Genomic DNA, 22,266 nt, shown 5'->3' on the forward strand with positions numbered 1-22,266 from the left:
CCGGGTGCGGGCCGTGCGGTGGGGCCAATCGATGCGTGATGCATCTATTGGTGCGGCGCAGTGCGGTGCTGCGTGCGGGGTGTGCCTTCCGAGTCGGTGCGGACGTGCTGGTGGTGAAGGTCGTCTGAGGCAGGTGGGGCGTCGCGGACGTGGCGATGGTTGTCCGAGGGAAGGAGGGCGGCGGCTACGGACGTGGCAAGGTCGTTCGGGGGAGGGCGGTCGTGGTGGCGATGTGGCCGGCCGGTTCAGGCGGTACGGGGCCCGGTCACCGGTCCGTGCCAGGGGCGAGAGGGTCGGTGCGCAGGAAGTCCTCCAGCACCCGCACCCCGAACTCCAGGCTGCTCACCAGGACCTGCTCGTCGACGCCGTGCACGTACCGCCAGGCGTCGAAGCCGGGCGGGGTCAGGCCGGGGCCGAAGCCGTAGCACTGGATGCCGAGCCGGGCGAACGCCTTGGCGTCGGTGCCGCCGGACATGATGAACGGCAGTACCAGTGCCTGCGGGTCGGCCCTGCGCAACGCCGCCGCCATCGCCGCGAACTCACGGGACTCGTGGTCGGCGAAGACCGGGGCGGCGAAGCTGTGGAAGGAACGGGAGACCTTCTCGCCGAGCAGCGCGTCCACGGTCGCGAAGAAGTCCTCCTCCGCGCCAGGCAGGATACGGCCGTCCACACCTGCCGTCGCCTCGCTCGGGATGACGTTGTGCTTGTAACCCGCCTTCAGGATCGTCGGGTTGAGCGTGTTGGCGACGGTGGCCTCGACCAGCTTCGCCGCCTCGCCGAGCTGCGCCAGCGACGCGGGATCGGCCGGGTCGACCGTGACGCCCAGGTGGGCCGAGAGCCCCTCCAGCAGGGCGGCCACCGCAGGCACGATCCTGACCGGCCAGCGGTGCGCGGCGAGCGCCGCGAGCGTCGCCGCCAGGGTGGCGACAGCGTTGTCAGGACCGGGACGGGAGCCGTGGCCCGCGGCACCGCGCGCGGTCAGGTCCATCCAGGCGCTGCCGCGCTCGCCGACGGCGATCGGGTAGAGCCTGCTCGCGTCGGGCAGGTGGACCGAGTAACCCCCGGACTCGCCGATCGCGGTGGCCACCCCCTCGAAGAGGCCGGGATGCCTCTCGACGAGGAAACCCGCACCCAGTTCGCCCGTGTCCTCCTCGTCGGCGACGAACGCCATCACGACATCGCGCGGCGGACGCACGCCCCGGCGCGCCCACCAGCGGGCGACCGCCAGCATCATCGCGTCCATGTCCTTCATGTCCAGCGCCCCGCGCCCGAGGACGGCCCCGTCGCGGATCTCCCCGCAGAACGGGTCGAAGCTCCAGTCGGCGGGCTCGGCCGGGACCACGTCCAGATGGCCGTGGACCAGCAGGGCGGGGGCGTCGCGGTCCTCGCCGGGGATACGCACCACCGTGCTGGCCCGTCGCGGTGCCGACTCCAGCACGACCGGCTCGTAACCGGAGTCGGAGAGCAGTTCGGCGGTCCACTCGGCCGCCTCCCGCTCACCGCGGGAGTCGCCTGCGCCGTAGTTGCTGGTGTCGAAACGGATCAACCGGGCGCACAGCTCGGTGACTTCGGAGGTCAGGGCGGCGTCCTCGGCGGAGGAGAGAGCGACGCTGCCCTGACAGTGAGAGGGATCGTTCATGCGGAGGGGACCAGGTGCCTTCCCGGCGACAGGGACCGAGGGCGAACCCTCTGCCGCCGATGGCTCCGCGAGACGGACTCGCGGAGGCGGGGGAATGGTTGGGACGGGGGACGAGGACAGGGCACGGGGACGGCCACCGTGCGGGTGGGCGCCGTCGCCGGGGGAAGCAGGAGGAGCTACGGGTGTCCGGGGTTTACGTGCCGGGGGTGTCGCCGGCGGGTCCCGGGAGGCCTGGGTCACCGGCGACGGCCCCTAAGGTGCCCGCGGTCGCGTCGGACGCCGGACGGCCGAGGCCGTAACTGCCCAGGGAGCGGAAGAGCTCCGCGCGGCGCCGACTGCGACGGGCGGCGCCCTTGGCGCCTGCGGCGGCCAAGGCCGCCAGCACATGGGCCGCCGCCGCCACCGCCGTCGGCGAGTGGTGCGGCGACTCGCTGCGCGTGTCCACCGCCAGAACGTGCGTGGCGAAGGAGCACACCGGACTGGTGTAGCTGTCGGTCAGCGCGATCACCGAGGCGCCCAGCGCGTGGAACTCCCGGGCCACGTCCACCGTCAGGCGGCTGTAGTTGCGGAAGCTGAACACGACCAGGGCGTCGTCCGCGTGCGCGTCGCTGATGGCGTTGACCGCCGCGCCCGTCGCCGGCTGCACCAGGAACACGTCCCGCATGCTGCTGGTGAGGTCGCTGGTCAGCAGCGAGGCGTACCCGGCCGACTTCAGGTCGCCCAGCACCCACCGTCGCCGCGCCCGCAACAGGGCCGCGGCCGCCACCTCCAGGGCGCCGTTGGCCTGGAGATCCGCGAGCGTACGGCGGAGGTTGTCCTCCTCCGCGGTGATCATCCGGCGCAGCGCCGACCGCTCGCGCGGCTCGGACTGAGGCTCGCGGCTGGTGAACCGCAGATCCGGCTCGGCCAGCCGCAGACCGACCTCCCGGGCCGCCAGTTGGCGCAGGTCGTCGGTGGAGGCGACCCCGGCCGCCGCCAGCAGTCCGTCCAGGTCCGCAGCACTCGCGTCGGCCGCGCGCAGCAACTGACCCGGACGGCGCTCCAGCGAGGCCGGATAGTCCTCCGCCAGTACCGCGAACAAGCGCTGTGCGGCGGGCCCGCACAGCTCGGCCGCCGCACGCAGCAGCTCGAGGGTCGGCGTTGGCGCCAGAGGACCGGTCACTGCTCACCCCTCCCACTCGGGGCAGCCCACACCCGGGAGTCCGGGTGCTGAACTGCCTCTCTGCTGACAGTTAAACGGTGGTGTCAGATTGCTTGATCTAAGCGATGCGTGAGTCTTACTGTCGCGTTATGACCTCGTCAAGAGTCACAGGGGCGGAAAATTCTTCGGCCGATTCCCGCGTCCCAGAAGAGATTTCGCGTCGCTCCCCGGACGATCCCGGACAACAGGACGCCGAACCGGGCGGAGGGGAAGGAAAGAGCGACCCCACCGGATCCGGTCGGGCCGCGGCCCCCGACAGCGCCGACACCGGGGACCTGCTCGCGGCCTCCGTCGCCCGTGTGCGCCGGGCCGCCGGCCTCACTCTCAGCGCGGTGGCCGTCCGCGCCGGCGTCTCACCGGCGTACGTCTCGCAGATGGAGTCAGGCGCCGCCAACCCCACGGTCCGCACCCTCTGCCAGATCGCCGACGCCCTCGGCTGCACACCCGCCGAACTCCTCGGCGGCACCCGGCCGGGCACCGTCGTCGCCCCGGGCTTCCCCCCGCGGTTCGCCCCGGCCCCGCTGCTCGCCCAGGTCGACGGCCACCTCGGCATCTGGGACCTGACGGCCCCGGGCGCGAGCCGCATCGGCGCCCGGCTGCTCCACGCCGACCTCGGCGACCACGACCACCCGACCGCCCACCCCGGCGAGGAATTCGTGCTCGTCCTCGCCGGCTCCTGCCGGGTGGCGGTGGCGGGCACCGCACGGCTGCTGCGCCCCACCGACAGCTGCCACTTCGCCGCCATGGACGAACACCACTTCACCGACGCCAGCGACGACCTGCTCATGCTCGTCGTCCTCACCGAGGAGTAGCCCCGTGTCCACCGCACCCTCCCTGCCCGCACCGCGCGCGGGGACCCCGCTGCCCGACGGACTGGCCGCGGCCGCCCCACCCGAGACGGCCCCCGAGGTGTGGCCGCTGACCGCCCGCACCGTCGAGGGCCGGCTGCACATCGGGGGCGTCGCCCTGGACGACCTGGCCGACGCCTGCGGCACGGCGCTGTACGTGGTGGACGAGGCCGACTTCCGCCACCGGGCCCGGCTGTGGCGCGAGTCCGGCGCGGACCGGGTGCACTACGCCTCCAAGGCGTTCCTGTGCGCGGAGATGGTCCGCTGGGTCGACGCCGAGGGGCTGCACCTGGACGTGTGCAGCGGCGGCGAACTCCAACTCGCCGTGGACACCGGCTTCGACGCCGCCCGGATCGTCTTCCACGGCAACAACAAGTCCGTCGCCGAACTGGAGGCGGCCGTCGCCCACGGCGTCGGCGTGGTGGTCGTCGACTGCCTGGAGGAGATCGACCGGCTGGCGGACGCGGCGGCCGCAGCCGGCCGGGTCCAGGACGTCTACGTCCGGATCGCCCCCGGCGTCGCCGCCGAGACGCACGACTACATGGCCACCGGCGGCGACGACGTGAAGTTCGGCTTCCCGGTGCGCGGCGGCCACGCCGAGCAGGCCGTGCTCGCCGTCGCGGCGTACCCCTCGCTGCGGCTCACAGGTGTGCATTCCCACATCGGCTCGCAGATCACCGCCACCGAGGGGCTGACCTTCGCCGCCGAACGAATCGCCGCCTTCGTCGCCCTGCTCGCCGAGCGACACGGCATCACAGTGGCGGATATCGACCTCGGCGGCGGCGCTGGCATCCCCTACCTGCCAGGCCAACCCCGCCTGGAACCGGCCGAGTTCACGACGGCCCTGCGAGCGGGCCTGGAACGCGTGCTACCCGGCTCACCGATACGGCTCGCCGTCGAGCCCGGCCGGTCGATGATCGGCACCGCCGGGGTGACGCTCTACCGTGTCGGCGCCGTCAAGGACGGGCTTCGCCGCCGATTCGTCTCCGTCGACGGCGGCATGAGCGACGCCCTGCGTCCCTCGCTCTACCTCGCCCGCTACACGGCGTGGACCGCCAACCGCCCCGCCGAGGGCGAGCCGGTGCACGCCGTGGTCGTAGGCCGCCACTGCGAGAGCGGGGACGTGGTCGTGCCCGACATCGCCCTGCCAGCCGGTGTGACCACCGGAGACCTGCTGGCCGTCCCGGCCACCGGCGCTTACCACCACGCCATGGCCAGCAACTACAACGCCCAGCCCCGGCCCGCCGTTGTCGCTGTGCGGGACGGCCGCGCCCGCCTCATGGTCCGCCGGGAGACCCCGGCCGACCTGCGCCGCCGCGACGCCCACGGCGACCCGGTGCATCTGACTGCCATGTGAGCAGGCGGGCGCCCGTCCGCCGAGCGCCCGAGGGCCGCCCTCAAGCCGGATTCAGGGACACCTGTCGCCCACGGCGTACGCGCGCAACTTCCCGCAAGCGCCTAGAGCCGGCACGCCAGCCCCGGAACCGTCCACCCAGGGGGCAGTAACCCGCGCACCGGGCCCCGTGGCAGCCCACCGCCCGCACCCCGCCCAACTCCCTCTCCCGTACTCGGAGTCACCCATGTCCACCGCGCCTCACCTGCCGTACGGCACCTGGCCGTCCCCGATCACTGCCGAAGCGGTCGCCGACGCCTCCGGATCCACCTCCTGGCCCTCCGGAGCCAGCGACGAGAACTGGTGGTGCGCCTCCGACCCGGCCACCGCGACCGTGTGGTTGCTGCGCAACGCCCCCGGTCACGAGGAGCCCGTCCCCGTGCTCGCCCCCGGCGTCTCCGTACGCAACCGCTCCCTCGGCTACGGCGGCAAACCGTACTGGGTACGCGCCGCAGACTCGGCCGCCGACCGCCACCTGCTGGTCTTCACCGACCACCGCGACCAGCGGCTGTACCGCGCCGAGGTGCCCCGCCTCGGTGCAGCCGAGGACGACGTGTTCCCAGTGCTCATCCCGCTCACCCCGGCCGACCCGCCCGACCGGGAGACCTGCTGGGCCGACCCGGTGACCGGCCCGGACGGAACCGAGGTGTGGTGCGTGCGGGAGACCACCCGGGCCGCTACCGGACCGCACGACGCCGACCCGGCCGTCCGCGCCGTCCGTGAGATCGTCGCCGTACCGCTGTCCGGTGCCGCCGCCCACGACCCCGGCGCGCTGCGCGTAGTGGCCCGCTCGCACCACTTCCACTGCGGTCACCGTCTCTCCCCGGACGGCCGACGGCTCGCCTGGATCGGCTGGGATCACCCTCATATGCCGTGGGACAGCTCGGAGCTGATGGTCGCCGACTTGCACGATGGCGTCGCGGGCGAGCCCGTTCGTCTGCTCGGCGGCAGCCATGACGGCACCGAGGTCTCCGTCTCCCAGGCCGCATGGGCGGGCCCCGACACCCTGTACGCGATGGCCGACCCGGACGGCTGGTGGAACCTGCACCGCGTCGACCTGGCCGCCGACCGGCCGACGGCCACCGCGATTGCCAACGTCCTCCCCCTGCAGGAGGATTGCGCTGGCCCCATCTGGCGGGTCGGCGCGAGCTGGTTCGCCGTCACGCCGTACGGTGTGGTACTGCCGCACGGCAACGGCCCGCAGCGGATGTCCTGTTGGTCGCCGAAGAGCGGCGAACTGACCGAACTCGCCCACGGCTGGAGCAGTTTCCAGGGCGACCTCTGGTCGAACGGCGAACGGATCCTGGTCCGGGCCGCCGATCCGGTCCGCGGCTCGGCCCTGCTGTCGGTGCCCCTGGCACCCGGGTCCGGTCCGGCGCGACACGTCAGGCCTAAGGCCGAAGACCCGCTGGCTCCTTGGCAGCCCCTGCCCGAACGCCGTACCGTGTACGACGCGCAGGGCCGACCCGTCCACTTCGTGCTGCACCGGCCCACTCATCCCACCGCCACTGCACCCGAGGGCGAACGGCCACCGCTGCTGGTGCAGGTGCACGGCGGCCCGACGAATTCCACCGGCGTCACCGCCGACCTGGAGTTCTCCTTCTTCACCAGCCGGGGCTTCACCGTTGCGGACGTCGACTACGGCGGCTCCACCGGCTACGGCAGGGCCTACCGCGACCGGCTGCGCGGGCAGTGGGGAGTGGTGGACGTCGACGACTGCGTCACCGTCGCCCGCGCACTGGCCGCCGAGGGCCTGGCCGACCCCGCCCGTACGGCCGTGCGCGGCGGTTCGGCTGGCGGCTGGACCACCCTGGCCTGTCTGACCCACACCGACGTCTTCTGCGCGGGTACGGTCCTCTACCCGATCAGCGAACCGGCACGATGGCGGGCCGAGCAGACCCACGATTTCGAGTCCCGCTACGTGGACACCCTGGTCGGCGTCCTCCCACAGGACCGGGCCTGGTTCGACAAGATCTCACCCGCCGCGAACGCCGACCGCATCACCGTGCCGCTGGTGATGCTCCAGGGCGCGGATGACTTCATCTGCCGCCCGGACCAGGCCACTCGCATCGTGGACAACCTCGCCGAACGCGGAGTATGGCACCGCTTCCTGCTCTTCGAGGGCGAGGGACACGGCTTCCGCCGGGTCGAAAGCGTCCGCCGCTCCCTGCTGGCCGAGGTCGCCCTCTACCGCGAGGTCCTCGGCGCCCACATCGCCCCCGATGTCTCCCTGGACGCCGACGCCGTCGTTGGTTTGGCGTGAATCGTTGCGGCCCGAAGATCCCGCCGTCGTCAGTAACGGAGGTCCAGCGGGCTGTGCTTGAGGGATGGATGCGTCGCTGGCGACGGCTCAGGCTCTGGCCTTGCGATCCCGGATCGTGCTGGAGCGAGCCCAGGGGCACTCCGACTGCTGCTGAACAGCGTCGCCAAGGCCACCATCGACCAGCAGGTATAAAATCGAGTCTCTATTCGAACCGGGGTGGTTCAGTCTGCTGGCCACGTTGATGGTGTTTGGGCAGCTGGGCTAGCGCGAGTTGGGCGGTTTCGATGTGGTCGGCGGCGGTGTTGTCGGGTAGCCCCAGCGCATTGCTGCGCCGGGGCCCCCTCAGAACCGTGCGTGCCTGCTTTCCAGGCACACGGCTCAAGCAAGTCCCGCGGGCCCGCGGGCAGGCAGAGTTGCTGGTCCCGGTGCGCGGGCGGCGATGCGCCGCCGCGCGCAGTGGGCGTGCATGAGGCAGCGTGCGGTGTCGTCCGGTGGGCTGCCATCCTCGGTGGCGAGCGCCGTGCGGCGGATCGCCTTGCGGACGGCGGTGAGCCACTGCTCCCACTCGGTGGGGCTTTGCGGCTCTTGATCAGCGTGCAGCAGCAGAGTGCCGCAGCCGGGACAGCGGCCGTGCTGCGCGTGTAGCAGCCGCAGCACGAACCGCCCCAGCGGGGGCTTTCGCCGCCGTTGACGATCGGCCCAGTAGCCGGTCAGAGCGGGATCGTCCGGAGACGCTCTGCCCTTCACCAGCCGATGCCGGACAATCTTCGTCCAGGAGAACTTCACCAGGAAGCGGCCGGTGTCCCGGTCGCCGAACACCCAGCGATCCCGCCTGGTCGGGTGGAACGCGCCGAAGTACCGGGCCACGACCCAGCGTTTCGACTTGTTCGGGTGCGCCCGCAGTCCCCACCGGTAGGTGAGCCGCCACATGTAGTGATCCAGAGAGGAGAAGATCTCCTTGGACACCCCGGTGCGGTAGTAGGCCGCCCAGCCCCGGATCACGGGGTTGAGCTTGTTGATCACCGCTTCAGCGTTGGCCCCGTGCAGGGCCTCGACCTCAGCGGCCAGCCTGCTGCGAATGCGCCGCACCGCTGCCTTGCTGGGCTTGGTCAGCAGCTTGCCGTTGCGATAGCGGCGGACGTTGAACCCGAGGAAATCGAAGCCCTCTTCAAGACGGACGACGCGCGTCTTGTCTTCGTTGAAGGCCAGTCCCTTCGGCGCCAGCCACACCGCGAGCTGCTGCTTGACCTGCCGGGCCTGCTCCTCGCTGACGCACAAGGCCACCAGATCGTCGGCATAGCGGATCACCACGGGGGTGCCCGGCTCCGACTTACCCGCGTGCCTCATCCCGTCAGGGAAGTACCGGACCCCGGCGGCTTCCTCAAGCCCGTGCAAGGCGACGTTCAACAGCGTCGGGCTGACTACGCCCCCAACGCAATAGATAACTCGGGCCGCGGTCACTCTCCGTGTCACTCTCCGTGTCGGGGGCGCGGTCGTGGGGTCGGCTGGTGGGGGTGGGTTCGCGGATGGGGATGCGGTGCCGGATGGTGATCTTCTCGGGTCCGATGAGGATGTCCTTGACGAGCAGTCGCAGGACGCGCTGGCGCTCTTGGAGGGTGGCGGTGGCTGCGTGGTGGCGGAGCTGGGCGAGGAAGCCTTCCAGGTCGTCCGCGAGTTTCAGGTAGGCGTCGCGGTCGGCGAGTTGGGCTTCCAGGGCGTCGAGCTGGCGGCGGAGGTCGGCCTCGCGGGCCCGCAGGCCGGGCATGCGGGCCCGTAGCTCGTCGATGGTGATCAGCTGTTCCTGGAAGGCTTCGATCATGCGGGTGATCGCGGTGCTTGCCTTGGCCTGGGCGAGCTGGAGTCGGTGCCGTTGGCGGGTGGCCGGGTCGCCGGCGCGGGCCTGTGCCAGGCGCTGGTCGATCTCGGCGCGGATCAGGGCGGGGTCGGCGAGCAGGGCGGTGATGTGGTCCCAGACGACCGCGTCGAGGTAGTCGGCGCGGACCGGCTTGCCGGCGCAGACGCGGCCCCCTTCGTGGCGGTAGTCGTCGGAGCCCAGGCACCGGTAGTAGTAGATCTTGTTCTTGGCGGTCGTCGTGGTGTGGCTGCGGTAGTAGCCGTACCCGCAGCTCGCGCAGGCGATCATGCCCTGCAGCAGGGAGGGGTCCTTGCTGTTGCGGGAGGCGAATTTCTTGTTGTCCGTCAGGCGCTGGGCGGCCCGCTGGAAGGTGGCGGGGCTGATGATGGCGGGGACGGGGATGGTGATCCATTCCTCGGGCGGGCGGGCGACGGCCTTGACCGGGCTGGGGGTGGTGCGGCCTTCCAGGCGGGCCCGGCGGTTCAGGCCCGCCGGTTCGTGGACGGCCTGGGTCTTGCCGAAGGCGGCGGTGCCCGCGTAGGCGGGGTTGCGGAGCATGCCCCAGACCACGCTGCGGTCCCAGCGTGTCTTGCCGGTGCGGGTGCGGGTGCCGGACTCGGTGAGCCAGCGGGTCAGCTCCGCGATGGAGGCGCCCTCGTCGGTGTAGCGGCGGAACAGCTCCGCGACCAGTGCGGCCTGGCTCTCCACGATCTCGTAGGTGGCCCCGCACTCCGGACTCTTGCGCCGGTAGCGGTAGCCGAACGGGGCACCGCCGAGGACGTTGATGGAGCCGGCCCGGGCCCGGTAGGCCTTTCCCCGCCGGTAGCGCTCCATCAGCTGGGCCTTTTCGTACTCGGCGAACATGCCCTGGAACTGGATGAGGAGCTGGTCCTCGGGGCTGTCGCCGCGCGGGCCGCGCAGGAACTCCACCCGGGTGCCCGCGCGGGCGAACTCCTCGATCAGCAGGGCCTGGTAGGCGAACTTGCGGGCCAGGCGGTCCGGCGCGTAGCACAGCACCACGTCCACCCCGACCTGCGCGACCAGGTCCCGCAGCCGTTCCAGTTCGGGCCGCATCAAGGTGGCCCCGGAGTGCCCCTCGTCCTCGAAGACCCACTCCTCGGGCAGCTCAAGCCGCAGCTTCGCGGCGTGCGCGCGCAGCGCCGCCGTCTGCGACCCGATCGTCTGATCCTGCCGTTGCCGGGCCGAGGAGACCCGGGCGTAGATCGCCGCGCTCGTCATGATGCGGCGCTCCTTCCTGGCCGGCCCGCCGCACGCGGGCCCGCCGCGGAGGTACCAAGATGGCGTAGGCCGCCGAGAGGTCCGCGGCCGCCAGGCGGTCGAAGACGCACGCGGTCTCGACCTTCGCCCCGTTCATCGCCGTACTCGCCGGGCTGTCGCCTCGGCCCACCGGGGAGGGCTCTGGCCGCCGGCACCGAGACCACTGGCCATGAGCCGACCGTACCGCCGGCCATCTCAACCGCCCCCGCCCCGCCGCGGCCGCTCCACCCGCCGGTAACTCAGCGTGACCTCGAAGCAGAAGTTGCCCATTGCGTTGGGGGCGTAACCACCCCGCCTTGTGGAGTCCCCTCCTCGGTCGGGGTGAGCTGTTCCCGCTCGACCACGCCCGCCTTCAGCCACTGCCTGATCTGTTCCCGCGCGGGGAACGTGCCGAGCTGGCGGAGAAGATGCCCATGGTCGATGCGGTCGAACGCCGCTGCCAGGTCCGCGTCGAGAATCCACCGGCGGTGCGGGTTCTTGCCCCCGACCGCATTGAAGATCGCCTCGATGGCGTCGTGGCAGCCACGGCCGGGCCGAAAGCCGTACGACTTCGGCTCGAACCGTGCCTCCCACTCGGGTTCCAGCGCGTTGAGGGCCCGCGCCTGGAGAGCGCGATCAACGATCACCGGAATGCCGAGCGGGCGCTGTTTCTTCCCTCCTGCCTTGGGGATATACACCCGCCTGACCGGCCGGGACTTCCAGGAACCGGAGGATCGCTGCATCCAGTCAGCCAGTTCGGCCTTGCCCTGGGGCAGCAGCACCACCTTCCCGTCGATCCCGGCGGTCGTGCGGCCAGCGTTGATCTCCGTGACCCGGCGCACGCTGAGCAGCGTGTTGGCACGGGAGCGGAGCATCAGCCTCATGTATTCAGCTATGAAGTGGAACTGACGCCTTGACAGCAGAAGGGTGCCTCTCACCTGCGATGATCTGGATTGCCTAGATCAAGAACGTCGCGAGGAAGAGGCACCCGGAAGGTGAAGAGTACCCGCTGGGACCACCGGCTCGGCGTGCGGGCCGACGACCGCAACCTCGTGGGGCACGCCGGCGTCGTGCTCCTGCGCAGGATCGCTGACAAGACCGGACTGACCACGGCCCTGGCCCGAGCCCTGCCCCAGGGAACCGGGCCGGGCTGGCGTGACCGCGGCGAGGCCCTGGTCATGCTCGCCTGCGCGATCATGCTCGGCGCCACCAACGTCCTGGAGGCCGAGCAACTCCAGCACCACTGCCGGCGATTGTTCCCGCGCCCGATCTCAGACAGCACCCTGCGCCGCGCCCTGGAGGCGATCGACGGCCCGGCGGCGGCGCGGGTTGAGCGCGTCCGCGCTGCGATACGACGCGTGGTGTGGACGATGCTCGCCCTGCGCCCCGGGGGCTTTCCCTGGATCTCGGTGTGCGGGCGGGAGCTGGCCGGCTGGTACGTCCTGGATCTCGACGCGACCATCGTGACCTGCAGCAGCCGAAAGGAGGGGGCGGCCGGCACGTTCAAAGGCAGCTATGGGCATCATCCGCTGGGGGCGTGGGTGGCCAATACCCGCGAGTGCGCGGCGATGCTACTGCGGTGTGGCAACGCCGCCGCCAACGACGTCGCCGACCACAAGAGCGTCCTGGCCGCAGCTCTGCGCCAGCTACCGCTGCCCATATGGTCGAAGCTGCTGATCCGGATCGACGGTGCGGCCTTCAGCCACGCCCTCCTCGAGCACCTGCAGGCGCTGACCACCAGCCGGCGCCGCGTGCGCTGGGTGACCGGCTGGGCGATCAACACCGCGGACGAGCGGGCGATCGCGCTGCTGCCCGAGCAGGTGTGGACTTGCGCGCTGCGGCAGGACGGCCAGGTGCACGAGATCAAGGGCCCCGACGGCGAGTGGCTGTCTTACCAGGTCGCCGAGCTGACCGGGGTGCGCGACCTGACCGGCTGGCCCGAGGGGATGCGGCTGATCGTGCGCCGGGTAAACCCTCGCGCCGGGATGCGAAGAAGCTGACCGCCTTCGAGAAGCGCACCGGCTGGCGCTACCAGATCATCGCCACCAACATCCCCGCCCACCACGGGCTTTCCGGGGTGCCAGCCTCCGGGCAGATGTGGTTCGTCGATGCCTTGTATCGCGATCACGCTGAGGTGGAGGACCGCGTGAAAGCAATCAAGCGGGTCGGGCTCGCCCTGCTGCCCTCGAAGTCCTGGCAGCTCAACGCCGCCTGGATCCTGGCCGCCGCCCTCGCGGCAGACCTCGACGCCTGGATGCGACTCCTCCTCCTGCATGACGAGCCGGAGCTGGCCGGTGCCGAGCCGGAGACGATCCGGATGAAGCTGTACCACCTGCCCGCCCGCCTCACCGCCCATGCCCGCCGACGCACCCTCCACCTCGACCGCACCTGGCCATGGGCGGCCGCGTTCGCCACCGCCTGGCAGCGCACCACCGAACTCCCGGCCGCCCCCTGACGGCTGGTCACCACCCCGACGAGGACCAGGAAGGAGAAGACCCGCACCACCCTCGGGTCCGTGGAACCCGACGCCCCCGCAGCGTCATGCGACGGCCCACCCCGACACGGCACGGGACATAACGGGCAGACAGCCGCCCATGGCGAGGCCGTCACGCCGCAGAACAATCGAGGTCAGCTTCTGCAGATTGCGGACCCTTTTCAGGTCCCCTGCCTGCGATGCCGTGAAGATGCGCTGCCGAAGTCGCCGTACGTCGTCCTCAACCTGCTGCCAGTCGACGGCCAGCCAGTCGGTGATCTCGTCCTCGGGTCCGTTCACCGCGGCCGTGGCCACGGCGCCTAACTTGTCCCTTGGTTCCGGTGCTTCGAGCATCTGGTCTCCACAGACTCACCTGGCCCACGTCGGCACCCTTTCGGGTTCGGGCATGTGCCCGTATCCGGCCGGTTATGCAGGGCGATCGGCGGAGGGCCGAACATGTTGCCCCGTCTTCCCGCTGCCTTTCGGCCGCCGGCGTTTGCTTCTTGGGCCATCCTGTTCCCGCCCGGGGGCTGGGCCTTCCTCACGGTCGGCTCACCGCCCGGTCGCCCGGGCGGACCCCGTCGGGGTTTCCACGTTCCACACAGTTGAGACGCGACCGGGGTGGGTGCCCCCTATACCCCGGGGACGGCGGTGTCCTCCCGGTCGGCGGCAACCTGTCCGACCGGCACCCGCCGCTTCTCAGCGGCCAGTCCCTGCACTCCGCTGGAGACTTCCGTCTGGCGGAGCCCAAACGTGACGAGGCATCATCAGGGGTTCACTCGCGTTCACCCGTCCGGTCTTCCCCTTGCCTGTGGCCCCCGGACGGATCGGGGACCCTTGGGCGTCTTCTTCGAGCTCCGCACCCCACCGTTGCCAGTGACGCACGTCGAAGCGGGGACGGGCCTTGGACACTGGCCCGGATCTACACCCTCGACATCAGTCAACCCTCCGATCGATGTGATCACTCAAACTGTGCGACCTCGTGTCGCACGCTGCCCACGTTGCCGGGCCGCAGCAGGCCCGCGACCGGCTCGCCGCTGCCGCCTCGGCCGTGATTGACGAAGCCCATCAGCGGATGGTGCCCAAGGTCTTCTTCCAGGCCGCGGCAGCGTCCTGCTTCTCGGAGTGCGCCAACACCAGCACCCCATCCAGGTCCACGATCACTTCCCTGTCGGCACCTGGCGCTGAAAAGCCAGCCAACTTCCATACGCATTCACGGGCTTGGGCTCGTGCGGCCCGGATCGCCTCCAGGGCTCTCGGTCCGGCCCCAGGGTGTCGACCAGGCGGGACACCGTCGGTTCGGAGGCCAACGGTCCGTACACTGGACCCGTGCCGTCGACAGCCGGGTCACCGGCGCCCGACTGATCAAGGATGAGCTGGGCTGGCACATCGCCTTCCGCATCACCACCCTGGAAACCAAGCCCGAACCCCACCCCGGGCCGGAGATCGGCATTGACGCCGGGGTGAACGTCCCCCTCGCCTTCCTGAGGCTTGCTGAAGGGAGGAGAGCACTTCAAATGAGGGCGCTCTGCGGCTCTTCCGGGGCCTCGTCCGCCTGGACGGGCTTGTAGTAGCGGCCCTTGGTCCCCGCGGTGAACGCGACGTGCAGGATGGGGCCGAGCAGCATCGAGATGAACGACGCGTAGTACACCGGGTACACGCCGCCGATGCCCAGCGCGCCGACCAGCACCGCCAGTCCGAGCGAGGCCAGACCGCAGGGATTCCAGGACCGCACCTCGTGCGGCTCGAACTCGATGTTCTCCGACCGGCCGAGCTTCATCCAGCGGCGGCACACGAAGTAGTCGGCGAGGATGATCAGCACCCAGGTGTTGGTGAGGACACCCGTGATCGCCAGGAATGTCCCCAGGTGGTTGATGACGTTGAATGCGTAGAAGACCACGCCCAAAATCCACACCAGGTACGTCCAGTACTGGCGGCCAGGGCGGAAGTTGGCGGCGACGTCGAATCCAGACGAGAGCGCGATGGAGCCGCCGTACAGGTTCATGACGTTGATGCGGATCTGGGTGATGACAGCGAAGACGACACCCACACCGCCCATGAGGGACACGAACATGAAGCCCGGGTCCTGGGCGTTGGACTGCGCGTTCGGTCCGTGCAGTTCGGTCAGCAGCGTGATGCCGATGAAGGCGCCCAGGAAGATCACGGCGAACATCGGGATGAGCTCACCGAGCATGATGGTGGCGGTGCCGCGGTAGCGGATGTTGCGGGAGGCGAAACGCCCGTAGTCGGTCGCCATCAGGCCCTGGAAGATCATCTGGCCGTTGGCGAGGCTGAACGCGCTCCACATCGCGACGCTGCCCGTGGCGCCGGTGGCATGCCAGCCGCCCACGCTGACCGGGGTGTGCTCCGTGAACATCTTGTACAGGCCCCAGCCGAGCAGGATCAGGAACACCGGGAAGCCCCAGGACTGGAGGAACGACATGGCGTGCATGCCGCGTCGGACCACCAGAAGGGTGACCAGGCCCACCACGGCGAAGATGCCGATGCCGGCGATGGAGTTGATGTCGACCTTGAAATACTCCGCGATCGCGTGCGAGACGATCGTTCCTTCGAAGAGGAAGTAGAAGACGTAGTTGATGGCGTAGATGAACGAGGTGACTGCCGCGCCCCGACTGCCGAAACCGAGACCCCGGCTGAGCAGGTTCTGCGACAGGCCTTCCCGGCTCGCCATGCGCATGGTGAGCATGCCGATCAGCACGGAGCCGATGAAGAAGTACGCGATCGGACCGAGCATCCCGGGCCATCCCACGAGGAATGCCTGCTGGGCACCGAAGGAGAAGAAGAACATCGCGGTGGCGTTGCCGAGAAGCACGAGGCTGATGGCGGGTATGGGCCACCGCAGATTTGCCGGGACGCGGTTGATTGCGAAGCTCTCGATCTGGTCGTCGATCGATGTCGCCGGTCCTCTGAATTTTGCCAGTACGCTCATGGTGCACCTTTCCTCGGGCATGGGTGACCGTAGGGACATCCGGCGTGCCGTTCTGGTCCCACCTCACGTCCGTCTGGTCACGCTCCGGCTATGGCGACCGGCTTCCCGATGGGGCGGGGACCGTCCCACACGAGGCGGAGATTGCCGAGCGTGCGATAAACGTGAAGACTCATCTCGTTGTCGACCAGTTCGGCCGACGAGTGGTACTGCTGAATGGTGCCGACGAACCTGTTGAGAACGCCGTTCTCCTTCCAGGCCTCGTGGTCCACCGCGACGTGGGGTGGCAGGAAGTTGCGCCGCAGACAGCGCCGTGTGGCGCTCTCGATCACCTTCGAGTCGACACCGGGGAATTCCAGCTGAGCCACCCGGACGGCTTCGTCCGGGAAAGCATGGGCGTACTGGCAGGCTTTTTCCAGCGCGGTGATCACCGATTTGTGCTGTGCGGGCTTTTCCTGCACGGTGCCACGCCGGGTGGCAAGAGCCGACAGCAGATACGGGCCGAAATAGGTGGAGAAGTCGAAGACCTCGCGTAGGCCCTGCGACATGGCCACGTCCGCCTGCGGCGGAAAGGCGAGGCAGATGTCGGCCTGCCCCGCCAGGACGCGAGCCGGTTCGGTGCCGATCGGCACCTGGAGGCCGCGGTAGGAAGACTCGGGGCCCGCCTGGTAAAGGAACTGAAGGTAGCGCAGCAGGGCCCACTGCGAGTCGGGCTGGGGCTGGGTGGCGACGGTGCGCCCGGCGACGGTGCGCGTGCTGAAAACACGTGGGTCGTCGGTTGCCTCCACCTCCGAGTCCGCGGCCAGCGCCAGAATGGCCTGCCCGTTGCAGATGCTGCCGACCACGACCGCATCCCCGATCCCTTGTTCGAAAGCGCGGACGGTGAACACCGGATCGTGGACGGAATAGTCGGCGACGCCCGCCTCCACCGCAGACCAGGCCTCGGTGCCTCCGCCGGCGGTGGTGATCTCGACTCGCACTCCTTCGTCTGCGAAGAAACCGACGTCATGGGCGATGTACAGCGGCAGATACAGCAGCGAGTGGTACGCCTGGGCGATCCGTACCGCCGCCTGCGGCGCCTCCTCGGCCACGGGGGGCCCGGGAGGCGCGTCGGCGGGGGCGGGCTCGGTGCCGGCCAGCAGCGCCGTGATCGACGCCGAGGGCAGGCCCAGCATCAGTGACTCGCCGATGAACGCCCGCTGGGTCAGGTCACCGCGCTGGTAGCGCTCCACCAGCGCGTCGAGCGTGCGCCCGGTGGTGACCGGAAGCCTGCGGCGTCGGACCAGCCCGCGGGCCCGTTCCCTTATGTCGTCCTCGGTGAGCTCCGGGTCGGACCGGTCCCCGACCCGGTAGACCAGGTCCGCCTGCAAGCGGTCGAGGACCGCGACCGGGCGCAGCAGAATCGTTCCGTCACTCTGGAGGACGACCTCGATCACGTCACCCTCGTGCAGTTCGGCCGCACGGCGCACCGGCATGGGAAGAGTGACCTGCCCATTGCTGCGGATGTGAACGGTTTCCGGACGGTCCATGGCACCTTCAAGTGGCATTCTTGAGATCTCAGATCCGACGCTCTGGCCGGTAGCATGCATACATCACATCGGCTTGTCAAGGCTTCTCCGGCCGTGACAGAACGCCTCTCAGCCGGACAGTTGCGCGACGAGGTGGTCGAGGACCTCCAGTGCCTGCTGCGCGCAGGACTCGGTGTAGTCGGCCAGGAAGTCCGCCATCGCCGTGTGATCGCTTTGCTCACGCAACACGAGCGCGTCCTTCTCCACCTGCGGGAGTTCGGCCGCCCACTGCCGTTCCAGGGCGTCGAACGCCCGCCGCACCACGGGCTGGTTCTCGTTGAAGCTCCACGCCTGCTCGCCGCCCTTGACCAGATCGAGCAGCCGACGGAACCGCCACCAGTAGGACCCTTCGTCATACGTGTCCACCGACGCGTGCTCGGCAGGACACTCCCGGACGCCAGCCGTCCCCGCCGCAGAAAAGATTCCAGGGACCCTCCCGGCGTCCACGAACACCGGCACGTACACACCGGTGCACGGCGTCACCGGCGTCCACCACAGGTGAGCCAGCCCCTCCCCGCTCTTCGGCAGCACGAACACCGCCGAGCCGGCAGTGTTGCCCCAGGTGAAGTCTGACGGGTGGGAGTGCATGCACAGGCTCAGGAAGTCGGGCACCGCCGCGTTGAAGTACGGGCCGCCCAGGAAGGTGTCCTCGTAGTGGTCGCGCAGCACCCGCTGAGCCTGGCCGAGCCCCACCCCACCGGCACCCACCGCCTCGCCGAGCAGTTGGCGTGAGCGCTGGAGCCGGATGTGCGACAACTGCAGCGGCGTACCAGCGTCGACATAGGCGCGCGCGAAGTCGAACGATCGCCCTGGCGCGGACTCCCACCAGCCGGAGTCCACCGCGTGTTCCACCAGATCGCCGCTGGCGCGGTCCCACTGGGTGCGGATGGTCGGCTGGTTGGAGATGGCGTACGTCCCCGTGGTGACCTGTTTGGCCACCCAGCGGTGACCGCTGGTCTCCAGCACCCACGCTTCCTGGGCGTCGGCGATGAGGAAGGAGTTGTCATAGCCACCCGTGACCGGCGGCTGCCCCACGACACCGGAGCCCCACTGCCCGTAGCGCTCCACCAGTGAGCAGATGACGTCGAGCGCCTCCCGGGCCGTGCGGCCCCGCTCCAGACCCAGGCGCAGCAGCTCCATGCCGAGGATGCCGCCGTCCCGGTCGGCGCCGCCCTTGACCGCGGAAACCGTGGCGGCCCAGTCCCTGGTGAACAGGGCCTCATTGCCGATGGCCACGCCCCATTCGTTCAGGCCCTCTTCGTGTCCCCAGCACCAGTAGGGCGAACCGCCCAGGTGCGCGTAGGACTCCTCGACGTCGTCAATCTCGACGTGGGCCAGCCGCACGGTGGCGCCCGCCTGCGCGGTGCGGCGCGACAGGAAGCGCAGGGGTTGTGTGTCGGACACAGGGCGGTCGCTGTTCTTGGCCAGCAGGACGTGCCCTCCGGGCACGCTGTCGGCCATGGCCACGAAGGTGTCGCAGCTCCATGGAAGCACGTTGATTTCTCCCACTTCGGCTAGATCTGGCCGTCGGCTCGTTGCGGCGGATTTGAGATCTCAGGATCACGCCAAGTGGCAAATTTGTCGACAGTTGCTTCCGCGGCCTCCCCCCACAGCCCGCCCCGCCGCCGGAAATCGCAGGCTTTTGATCGAGAGTTGCCGAGCATTGCCCACGAGTACGAACATGGGCGTGACCTGCACGAACGACGTTTTCGGCGAGGGCAAGGTCACGGGCGGAACGCCATACGGTCGGACGTTGTGCCTGCCAGAAATTACGTCCGTCCTGGTCAGACACCCCATGTGGTCAAGCGGCATGGGAGTGCGCATGGTGCGACCAAGCGGTCACTCGTGGTAGAGGGCTCGGGTCTTGAGGCATCCGTGGAGGATGCACGACGAGGCGGTTGCCGACCTAGCGGCAAGCGGCGTTGCATAAGGCCTCGCGGGCGGGTTGTTTGTCGTAGTAGCGGCGGGCGCCGGGCGAGGCCCGCAAGGCGGAGACGCCTGGGTCTGCGGGGCGGCGGCGAGCCGGTTGCTGCACACGAAGCGGGCCCGGACGGTGTGGCTCTTGCCGGAAGTTCGGGTGATGGGGCTCGCGCCGGCGTAGTTCTTCCGGGCCTTGGCGGAAGCGTAGCGGGTAGGGTCGTCCCCGAACTCGGCGAGCCCCGGACGCCGGTGATCTCCGTGATGCCGGGCATCGAAAGGTAGTTCTCAGCGTCCAGGGGCGCGAGACGCGGGCGAGTGGTGGCTGGATGCCGGCGGAGGGGGCGCGATGGTTGACCCGGCGCCCCGCACAGCGCATCGCCCTGGGCGGCATGGCCGGCGAGCTTCCGCCGGTTCGTTGGCGAGCACGCTCGGCGCCGCTGGTGCTCGACCACCTGCAGCGATCGCGTGCGCGCCTCCGGCACCAGCGCCGCCTCGAGGGCCAGCGACACTCGAGGCGGCGATTCCTGGGGGAGACTAGACCGTGGGATGGCGGTTGAGTGCCGCGCTGGCCTGGCGGTTACCGGATATCAGACGGCTGTGCGACCGCCGTCCACGGGCAGCACCACGCCCTGGACGAAACTCGCCGCGTCGCTGACCATGTAGGCAATCGCCTCGGCGATCTCCCTGGCGGAGGCGGTTCGTCCGGCAGGCGCCTGGGCGGCGATGGCGTCGAGCCCGTCGCCCATGCCGGCCGAGCCCTCCGTGCGGGTCGGGCCGGGCTCAACGGCGTTGACTCGCACCCCACGCGGGCCGAACTCGGCGGCCCACGCCTTGGTGAGCAGGTTGAGCGCGGCCTTGCTCGACCCGTACAACGCCATGCCAGGGACGCCGTACTCGGCGACCATGGTACTGACGTTCACGACCGCTCCCCGCCCATGTTCGGCCATCGCCGGGGCCAGGGCCGCCACCAGGTGGAACGGCGCCTTCACGTTGAGGGCGTAGACGGCGTCCATGTCACTGTCCGGCGTCTGATCCGTCGGACCGAACGGGAAGGCGCCCGCGTTGTTGACCAGGATGTCCACACGGCCGCCGCCCAGGTCGCCGGCTTCCCGCGCCAGTTGCCGCACCGACTCTGCCTTGCCCAGATCGGCTGTGAGGAAGTCGGCCTTGCCTCCCCGGTCACGGATGGCGGTGACGACCGCCTCACCGCGGGAGCGGTCACGCCCCGCGACCAGCACATGTGCGCCGCGCTCCGCAAGCAGCGCTGCGGTGGCGGCGCCGATGCCGCTGGTCGCTCCGGTCACCAGGGCCACGCGTCCGGCCAGATCAAAAGAGCCCATGAGTTCGTCCTTCGTATCGGAAATGAGAGCGCAATCGGGGCGCGGCTGTGCCGCTTCCGTTGCCCCGTCACCTCGTTCGTCAGCTGACGTGATCGAGAACTCATGTCCATTTCCTGGCAGGGTCATTGCATGATCGAGATCTGTCTGGGTTCGTCACGTGAGACCGAGGGCTCGTAGCGGCCGCTGGTAGTCGCGGCCGGTGTGGCGGAGGGCAGCGGCGATGTTGGTCTGACCGTCCTGGCGGAAGACGCTGATGGCGAGGTTGCGCAGGGAGGCCATGGCGCGGGGCAGGTTGCCGGCGCGGACCTTGGAGTCGTCCTCGCGGAACGTGCGGTCCCGCACGTGGTGCAGGAGGTTTTCGATGCCCCAGTGGCCTCTGATCCAGGTGGCGAGTTCGGTGCAGGTGGCGTCGAAGACGCTCAGGCTGGTGATCAGGTAGGCGCGCTCGATGGACAGTTTCCCGGTGCTCAAGTCGCGTCGCCACCGTACGACTTGGATTGCCTGGCGGGCGCCGGGGTAGTCGAGGTGGCTGAACGCGGCGACTTTGAGCCGGCGGATCTCGTCGCGGTGGTGGGCGTGGTCGCGAGTGCGGTGCCCGAGCGGGATGTCCCGCCAGGGCAGCTTCCTGACCTGGGCATACAGGCCCGGATGGTTCTTCTTCACGACGGCCACGTAGTGCGCGCCGCGACTGGTCAGATAGGTCCCGTGGTCGTGCTGGGTGTGCAGGGCGTCGGCGGTCACCACCGTGTTCTCCAGCTCGAGACCGTCCAGCAACGGCGCGAAGAAGGGGATCTCGTTGCTCTTGGAAGCGACCTCCCGCTGGGCCAGGACCACACCGTGGTGGTCCATCGCCGCCAGCAGCTGAATCGCTGCGGCCGTTGCGGTTCGCGATCCGCGGACCACCTTGCCGTCGACTGCGATCACCCGTCGCACCGGCCCTTTCTCCGCCTCCGGCTCGACCGGGGGCGGCGTTCTGGCTTGCAGATACGCGCTGATCGCCGCGTCCAGCGCGTCACCGTCCACACGCTGTAGCAGGCGGCGCACGGTTGCGGCGTGCGGCACCGGCCGCAGACCGGTAAGTGGATCGGCAGCGAAGCCGAGGACGCCCAGCACATGCTGCGGGGCATCCCTGATCCACTCGCTGATCGCGATGAGTGAGCGAGCCCCGGTCAGCACCGCCGAGACGGCTGCGCACAGCAACGCGAGGGCGGGATACCGCAGTCCTCGCGCATCGCGGGGATCGGCGACCAGGATCAGGAAACGCCGCAGGTCAGCGACATCGCTTGAGGTGAGGGGATCAGTCGGGGAGCCCAGTTGCTCCAGTGCGGAAGGGATGGGCGATGATGTTCGGGCAGGCACGGTCTCGCTCGGTTCTCATGGGTCTCGACAACCACATGATCACCAGCACCGTGCCTGCTCTGCTCTCCCGGGTCCCTTACCGCACAACAGATATGACGCCACGTCACTCATGAGACCGGCGAACAGGACCAATCCCAATCATGCAATGCCCCTGCATTTCCTGGGATTCCGTCTCGGTTATTGGCGATTGCGATGGCCGCCAT

General features: G+C 69.7%; 15 protein-coding genes and 4 pseudogenes. 5 read left to right on the forward strand and 14 right to left on the reverse strand.

What is annotated here, in order from left to right; translation table 11 throughout:
* Window positions 1-265: 265 nt before the first annotated feature.
* Together ACQEXA_RS54545 and ACQEXA_RS54550 are read right to left on the reverse strand one after the other, a co-directional pair.
* Complete coding sequence (locus ACQEXA_RS54545) at window positions 266-1,639, reverse strand: M20/M25/M40 family metallo-hydrolase (protein WP_433133850.1); 1,374 nt, start codon at window positions 1,637-1,639, stop codon at window positions 266-268.
* 193 nt (window positions 1,640-1,832) lie between these two features.
* The gene (locus tag ACQEXA_RS54550; RefSeq protein WP_361828978.1) at window positions 1,833-2,801 is read right to left on the reverse strand and encodes a MurR/RpiR family transcriptional regulator; all 969 of its coding nucleotides are present in this window, start codon (window positions 2,799-2,801) and stop codon (window positions 1,833-1,835) included.
* A gap of 128 nt (window positions 2,802-2,929) precedes the next feature.
* Here ACQEXA_RS54550 and ACQEXA_RS54555 point away from each other — a divergent pair, with 128 nt between their 5' ends.
* The 3 genes from ACQEXA_RS54555 (at window position 2,930) to ACQEXA_RS54565 (ending at window position 7,344) form a co-directional block, all read left to right on the forward strand.
* Window positions 2,930-3,652, forward strand: a complete 723-nt coding sequence (locus ACQEXA_RS54555) for a helix-turn-helix domain-containing protein (protein WP_433133853.1) — start codon at window positions 2,930-2,932, stop codon at window positions 3,650-3,652.
* Window positions 3,653-3,656: 4 nt separating this feature from the next.
* Window positions 3,657-5,045, forward strand: coding sequence for a diaminopimelate decarboxylase (lysA, locus tag ACQEXA_RS54560; RefSeq protein ID WP_433133855.1), 1,389 nt, complete (start codon window positions 3,657-3,659; stop codon window positions 5,043-5,045).
* 223 nt (window positions 5,046-5,268) lie between these two features.
* On the forward strand, window positions 5,269-7,344 hold the full coding sequence (locus ACQEXA_RS54565) for a prolyl oligopeptidase family serine peptidase (RefSeq protein WP_433133857.1): 2,076 nt from the start codon (window positions 5,269-5,271) through the stop codon (window positions 7,342-7,344).
* A 223-nt stretch (window positions 7,345-7,567) separates the two neighbouring features.
* Here ACQEXA_RS54565 and ACQEXA_RS54570 read toward each other — a convergent pair.
* From ACQEXA_RS54570 to ACQEXA_RS54585, 4 genes and pseudogenes are all read right to left on the reverse strand, one after another.
* Window positions 7,568-7,714 (reverse strand): annotated as a pseudogene (locus tag ACQEXA_RS54570) (IS1380 family transposase); the annotation flags it as partial.
* Window positions 7,715-7,722: 8 nt separating this feature from the next.
* A complete protein-coding gene (locus ACQEXA_RS54575) occupies window positions 7,723-8,817 on the reverse strand; it encodes a group II intron maturase-specific domain-containing protein (protein WP_433133859.1) in 1,095 nt (364 codons plus the stop codon).
* The gene (locus ACQEXA_RS54580) at window positions 8,726-10,438 is read right to left on the reverse strand and encodes a recombinase family protein (RefSeq protein WP_433133861.1); all 1,713 of its coding nucleotides are present in this window, start codon (window positions 10,436-10,438) and stop codon (window positions 8,726-8,728) included. Before ACQEXA_RS54580 ends, ACQEXA_RS54575 begins: the two co-directional genes overlap by 92 nt.
* Window positions 10,439-10,755: 317 nt before the next feature.
* Window positions 10,756-11,352, reverse strand: a pseudogene (locus ACQEXA_RS54585) (reverse transcriptase domain-containing protein); the annotation flags it as partial.
* Window positions 11,353-11,451: 99 nt separating this feature from the next.
* Here ACQEXA_RS54585 and ACQEXA_RS54590 point away from each other — a divergent pair.
* Both ACQEXA_RS54590 and ACQEXA_RS54595 read left to right on the forward strand, forming a co-directional pair.
* Window positions 11,452-12,456: a transposase gene (locus ACQEXA_RS54590; RefSeq protein ID WP_433133863.1), complete on the forward strand. Its 1,005-nt coding sequence runs from the start codon at window positions 11,452-11,454 to the stop codon at window positions 12,454-12,456.
* Window positions 12,457-12,533: 77 nt separating this feature from the next.
* The gene (locus ACQEXA_RS54595; protein WP_433130488.1) at window positions 12,534-12,911 is read left to right on the forward strand and encodes a transposase; all 378 of its coding nucleotides are present in this window, start codon (window positions 12,534-12,536) and stop codon (window positions 12,909-12,911) included.
* 84 nt (window positions 12,912-12,995) lie between these two features.
* On the opposite strand, the gene ACQEXA_RS54600 is transcribed toward ACQEXA_RS54595, so the two are convergent.
* The 8 genes and pseudogenes from ACQEXA_RS54600 to ACQEXA_RS54635 form a co-directional block, all read right to left on the reverse strand.
* Entirely contained in the window at window positions 12,996-13,283 is a 288-nt protein-coding gene (locus ACQEXA_RS54600; RefSeq protein ID WP_432921219.1) for a reverse transcriptase N-terminal domain-containing protein, read from the reverse strand.
* Between the two features lie 637 nt (window positions 13,284-13,920).
* Window positions 13,921-14,320: pseudogene (locus tag ACQEXA_RS54605) on the reverse strand (transposase); the annotation flags it as partial.
* A 122-nt stretch (window positions 14,321-14,442) separates the two neighbouring features.
* Window positions 14,443-15,879, reverse strand: a complete 1,437-nt coding sequence (locus tag ACQEXA_RS54610) for a purine-cytosine permease family protein (protein WP_432921216.1) — start codon at window positions 15,877-15,879, stop codon at window positions 14,443-14,445.
* 77 nt (window positions 15,880-15,956) lie between these two features.
* A complete protein-coding gene (locus ACQEXA_RS54615) occupies window positions 15,957-17,405 on the reverse strand; it encodes an ABC transporter substrate-binding protein (RefSeq protein ID WP_432921213.1) in 1,449 nt (482 codons plus the stop codon).
* Between the two features lie 108 nt (window positions 17,406-17,513).
* Window positions 17,514-18,905 (reverse strand): C69 family dipeptidase, encoded by a 1,392-nt coding sequence (locus tag ACQEXA_RS54620; RefSeq protein WP_432921210.1) that lies wholly within the window; start codon window positions 18,903-18,905, stop codon window positions 17,514-17,516.
* A gap of 378 nt (window positions 18,906-19,283) precedes the next feature.
* Window positions 19,284-19,544, reverse strand: a pseudogene (locus ACQEXA_RS54625) (hypothetical protein); the annotation flags it as partial.
* A gap of 407 nt (window positions 19,545-19,951) precedes the next feature.
* The gene (locus ACQEXA_RS54630; RefSeq protein ID WP_432921207.1) at window positions 19,952-20,704 is read right to left on the reverse strand and encodes an SDR family NAD(P)-dependent oxidoreductase; all 753 of its coding nucleotides are present in this window, start codon (window positions 20,702-20,704) and stop codon (window positions 19,952-19,954) included.
* Between the two features lie 153 nt (window positions 20,705-20,857).
* Complete coding sequence (locus ACQEXA_RS54635; RefSeq protein WP_433133865.1) at window positions 20,858-22,063, reverse strand: ISAs1 family transposase; 1,206 nt, start codon at window positions 22,061-22,063, stop codon at window positions 20,858-20,860.
* Window positions 22,064-22,266: the final 203 nt, after the last annotated feature.

The organism is Streptomyces sp. CA-106110 (assembly GCF_050936285.1).
Taxonomy (GTDB): Bacteria; Actinomycetota; Actinomycetes; order Streptomycetales; family Streptomycetaceae; genus Streptomyces.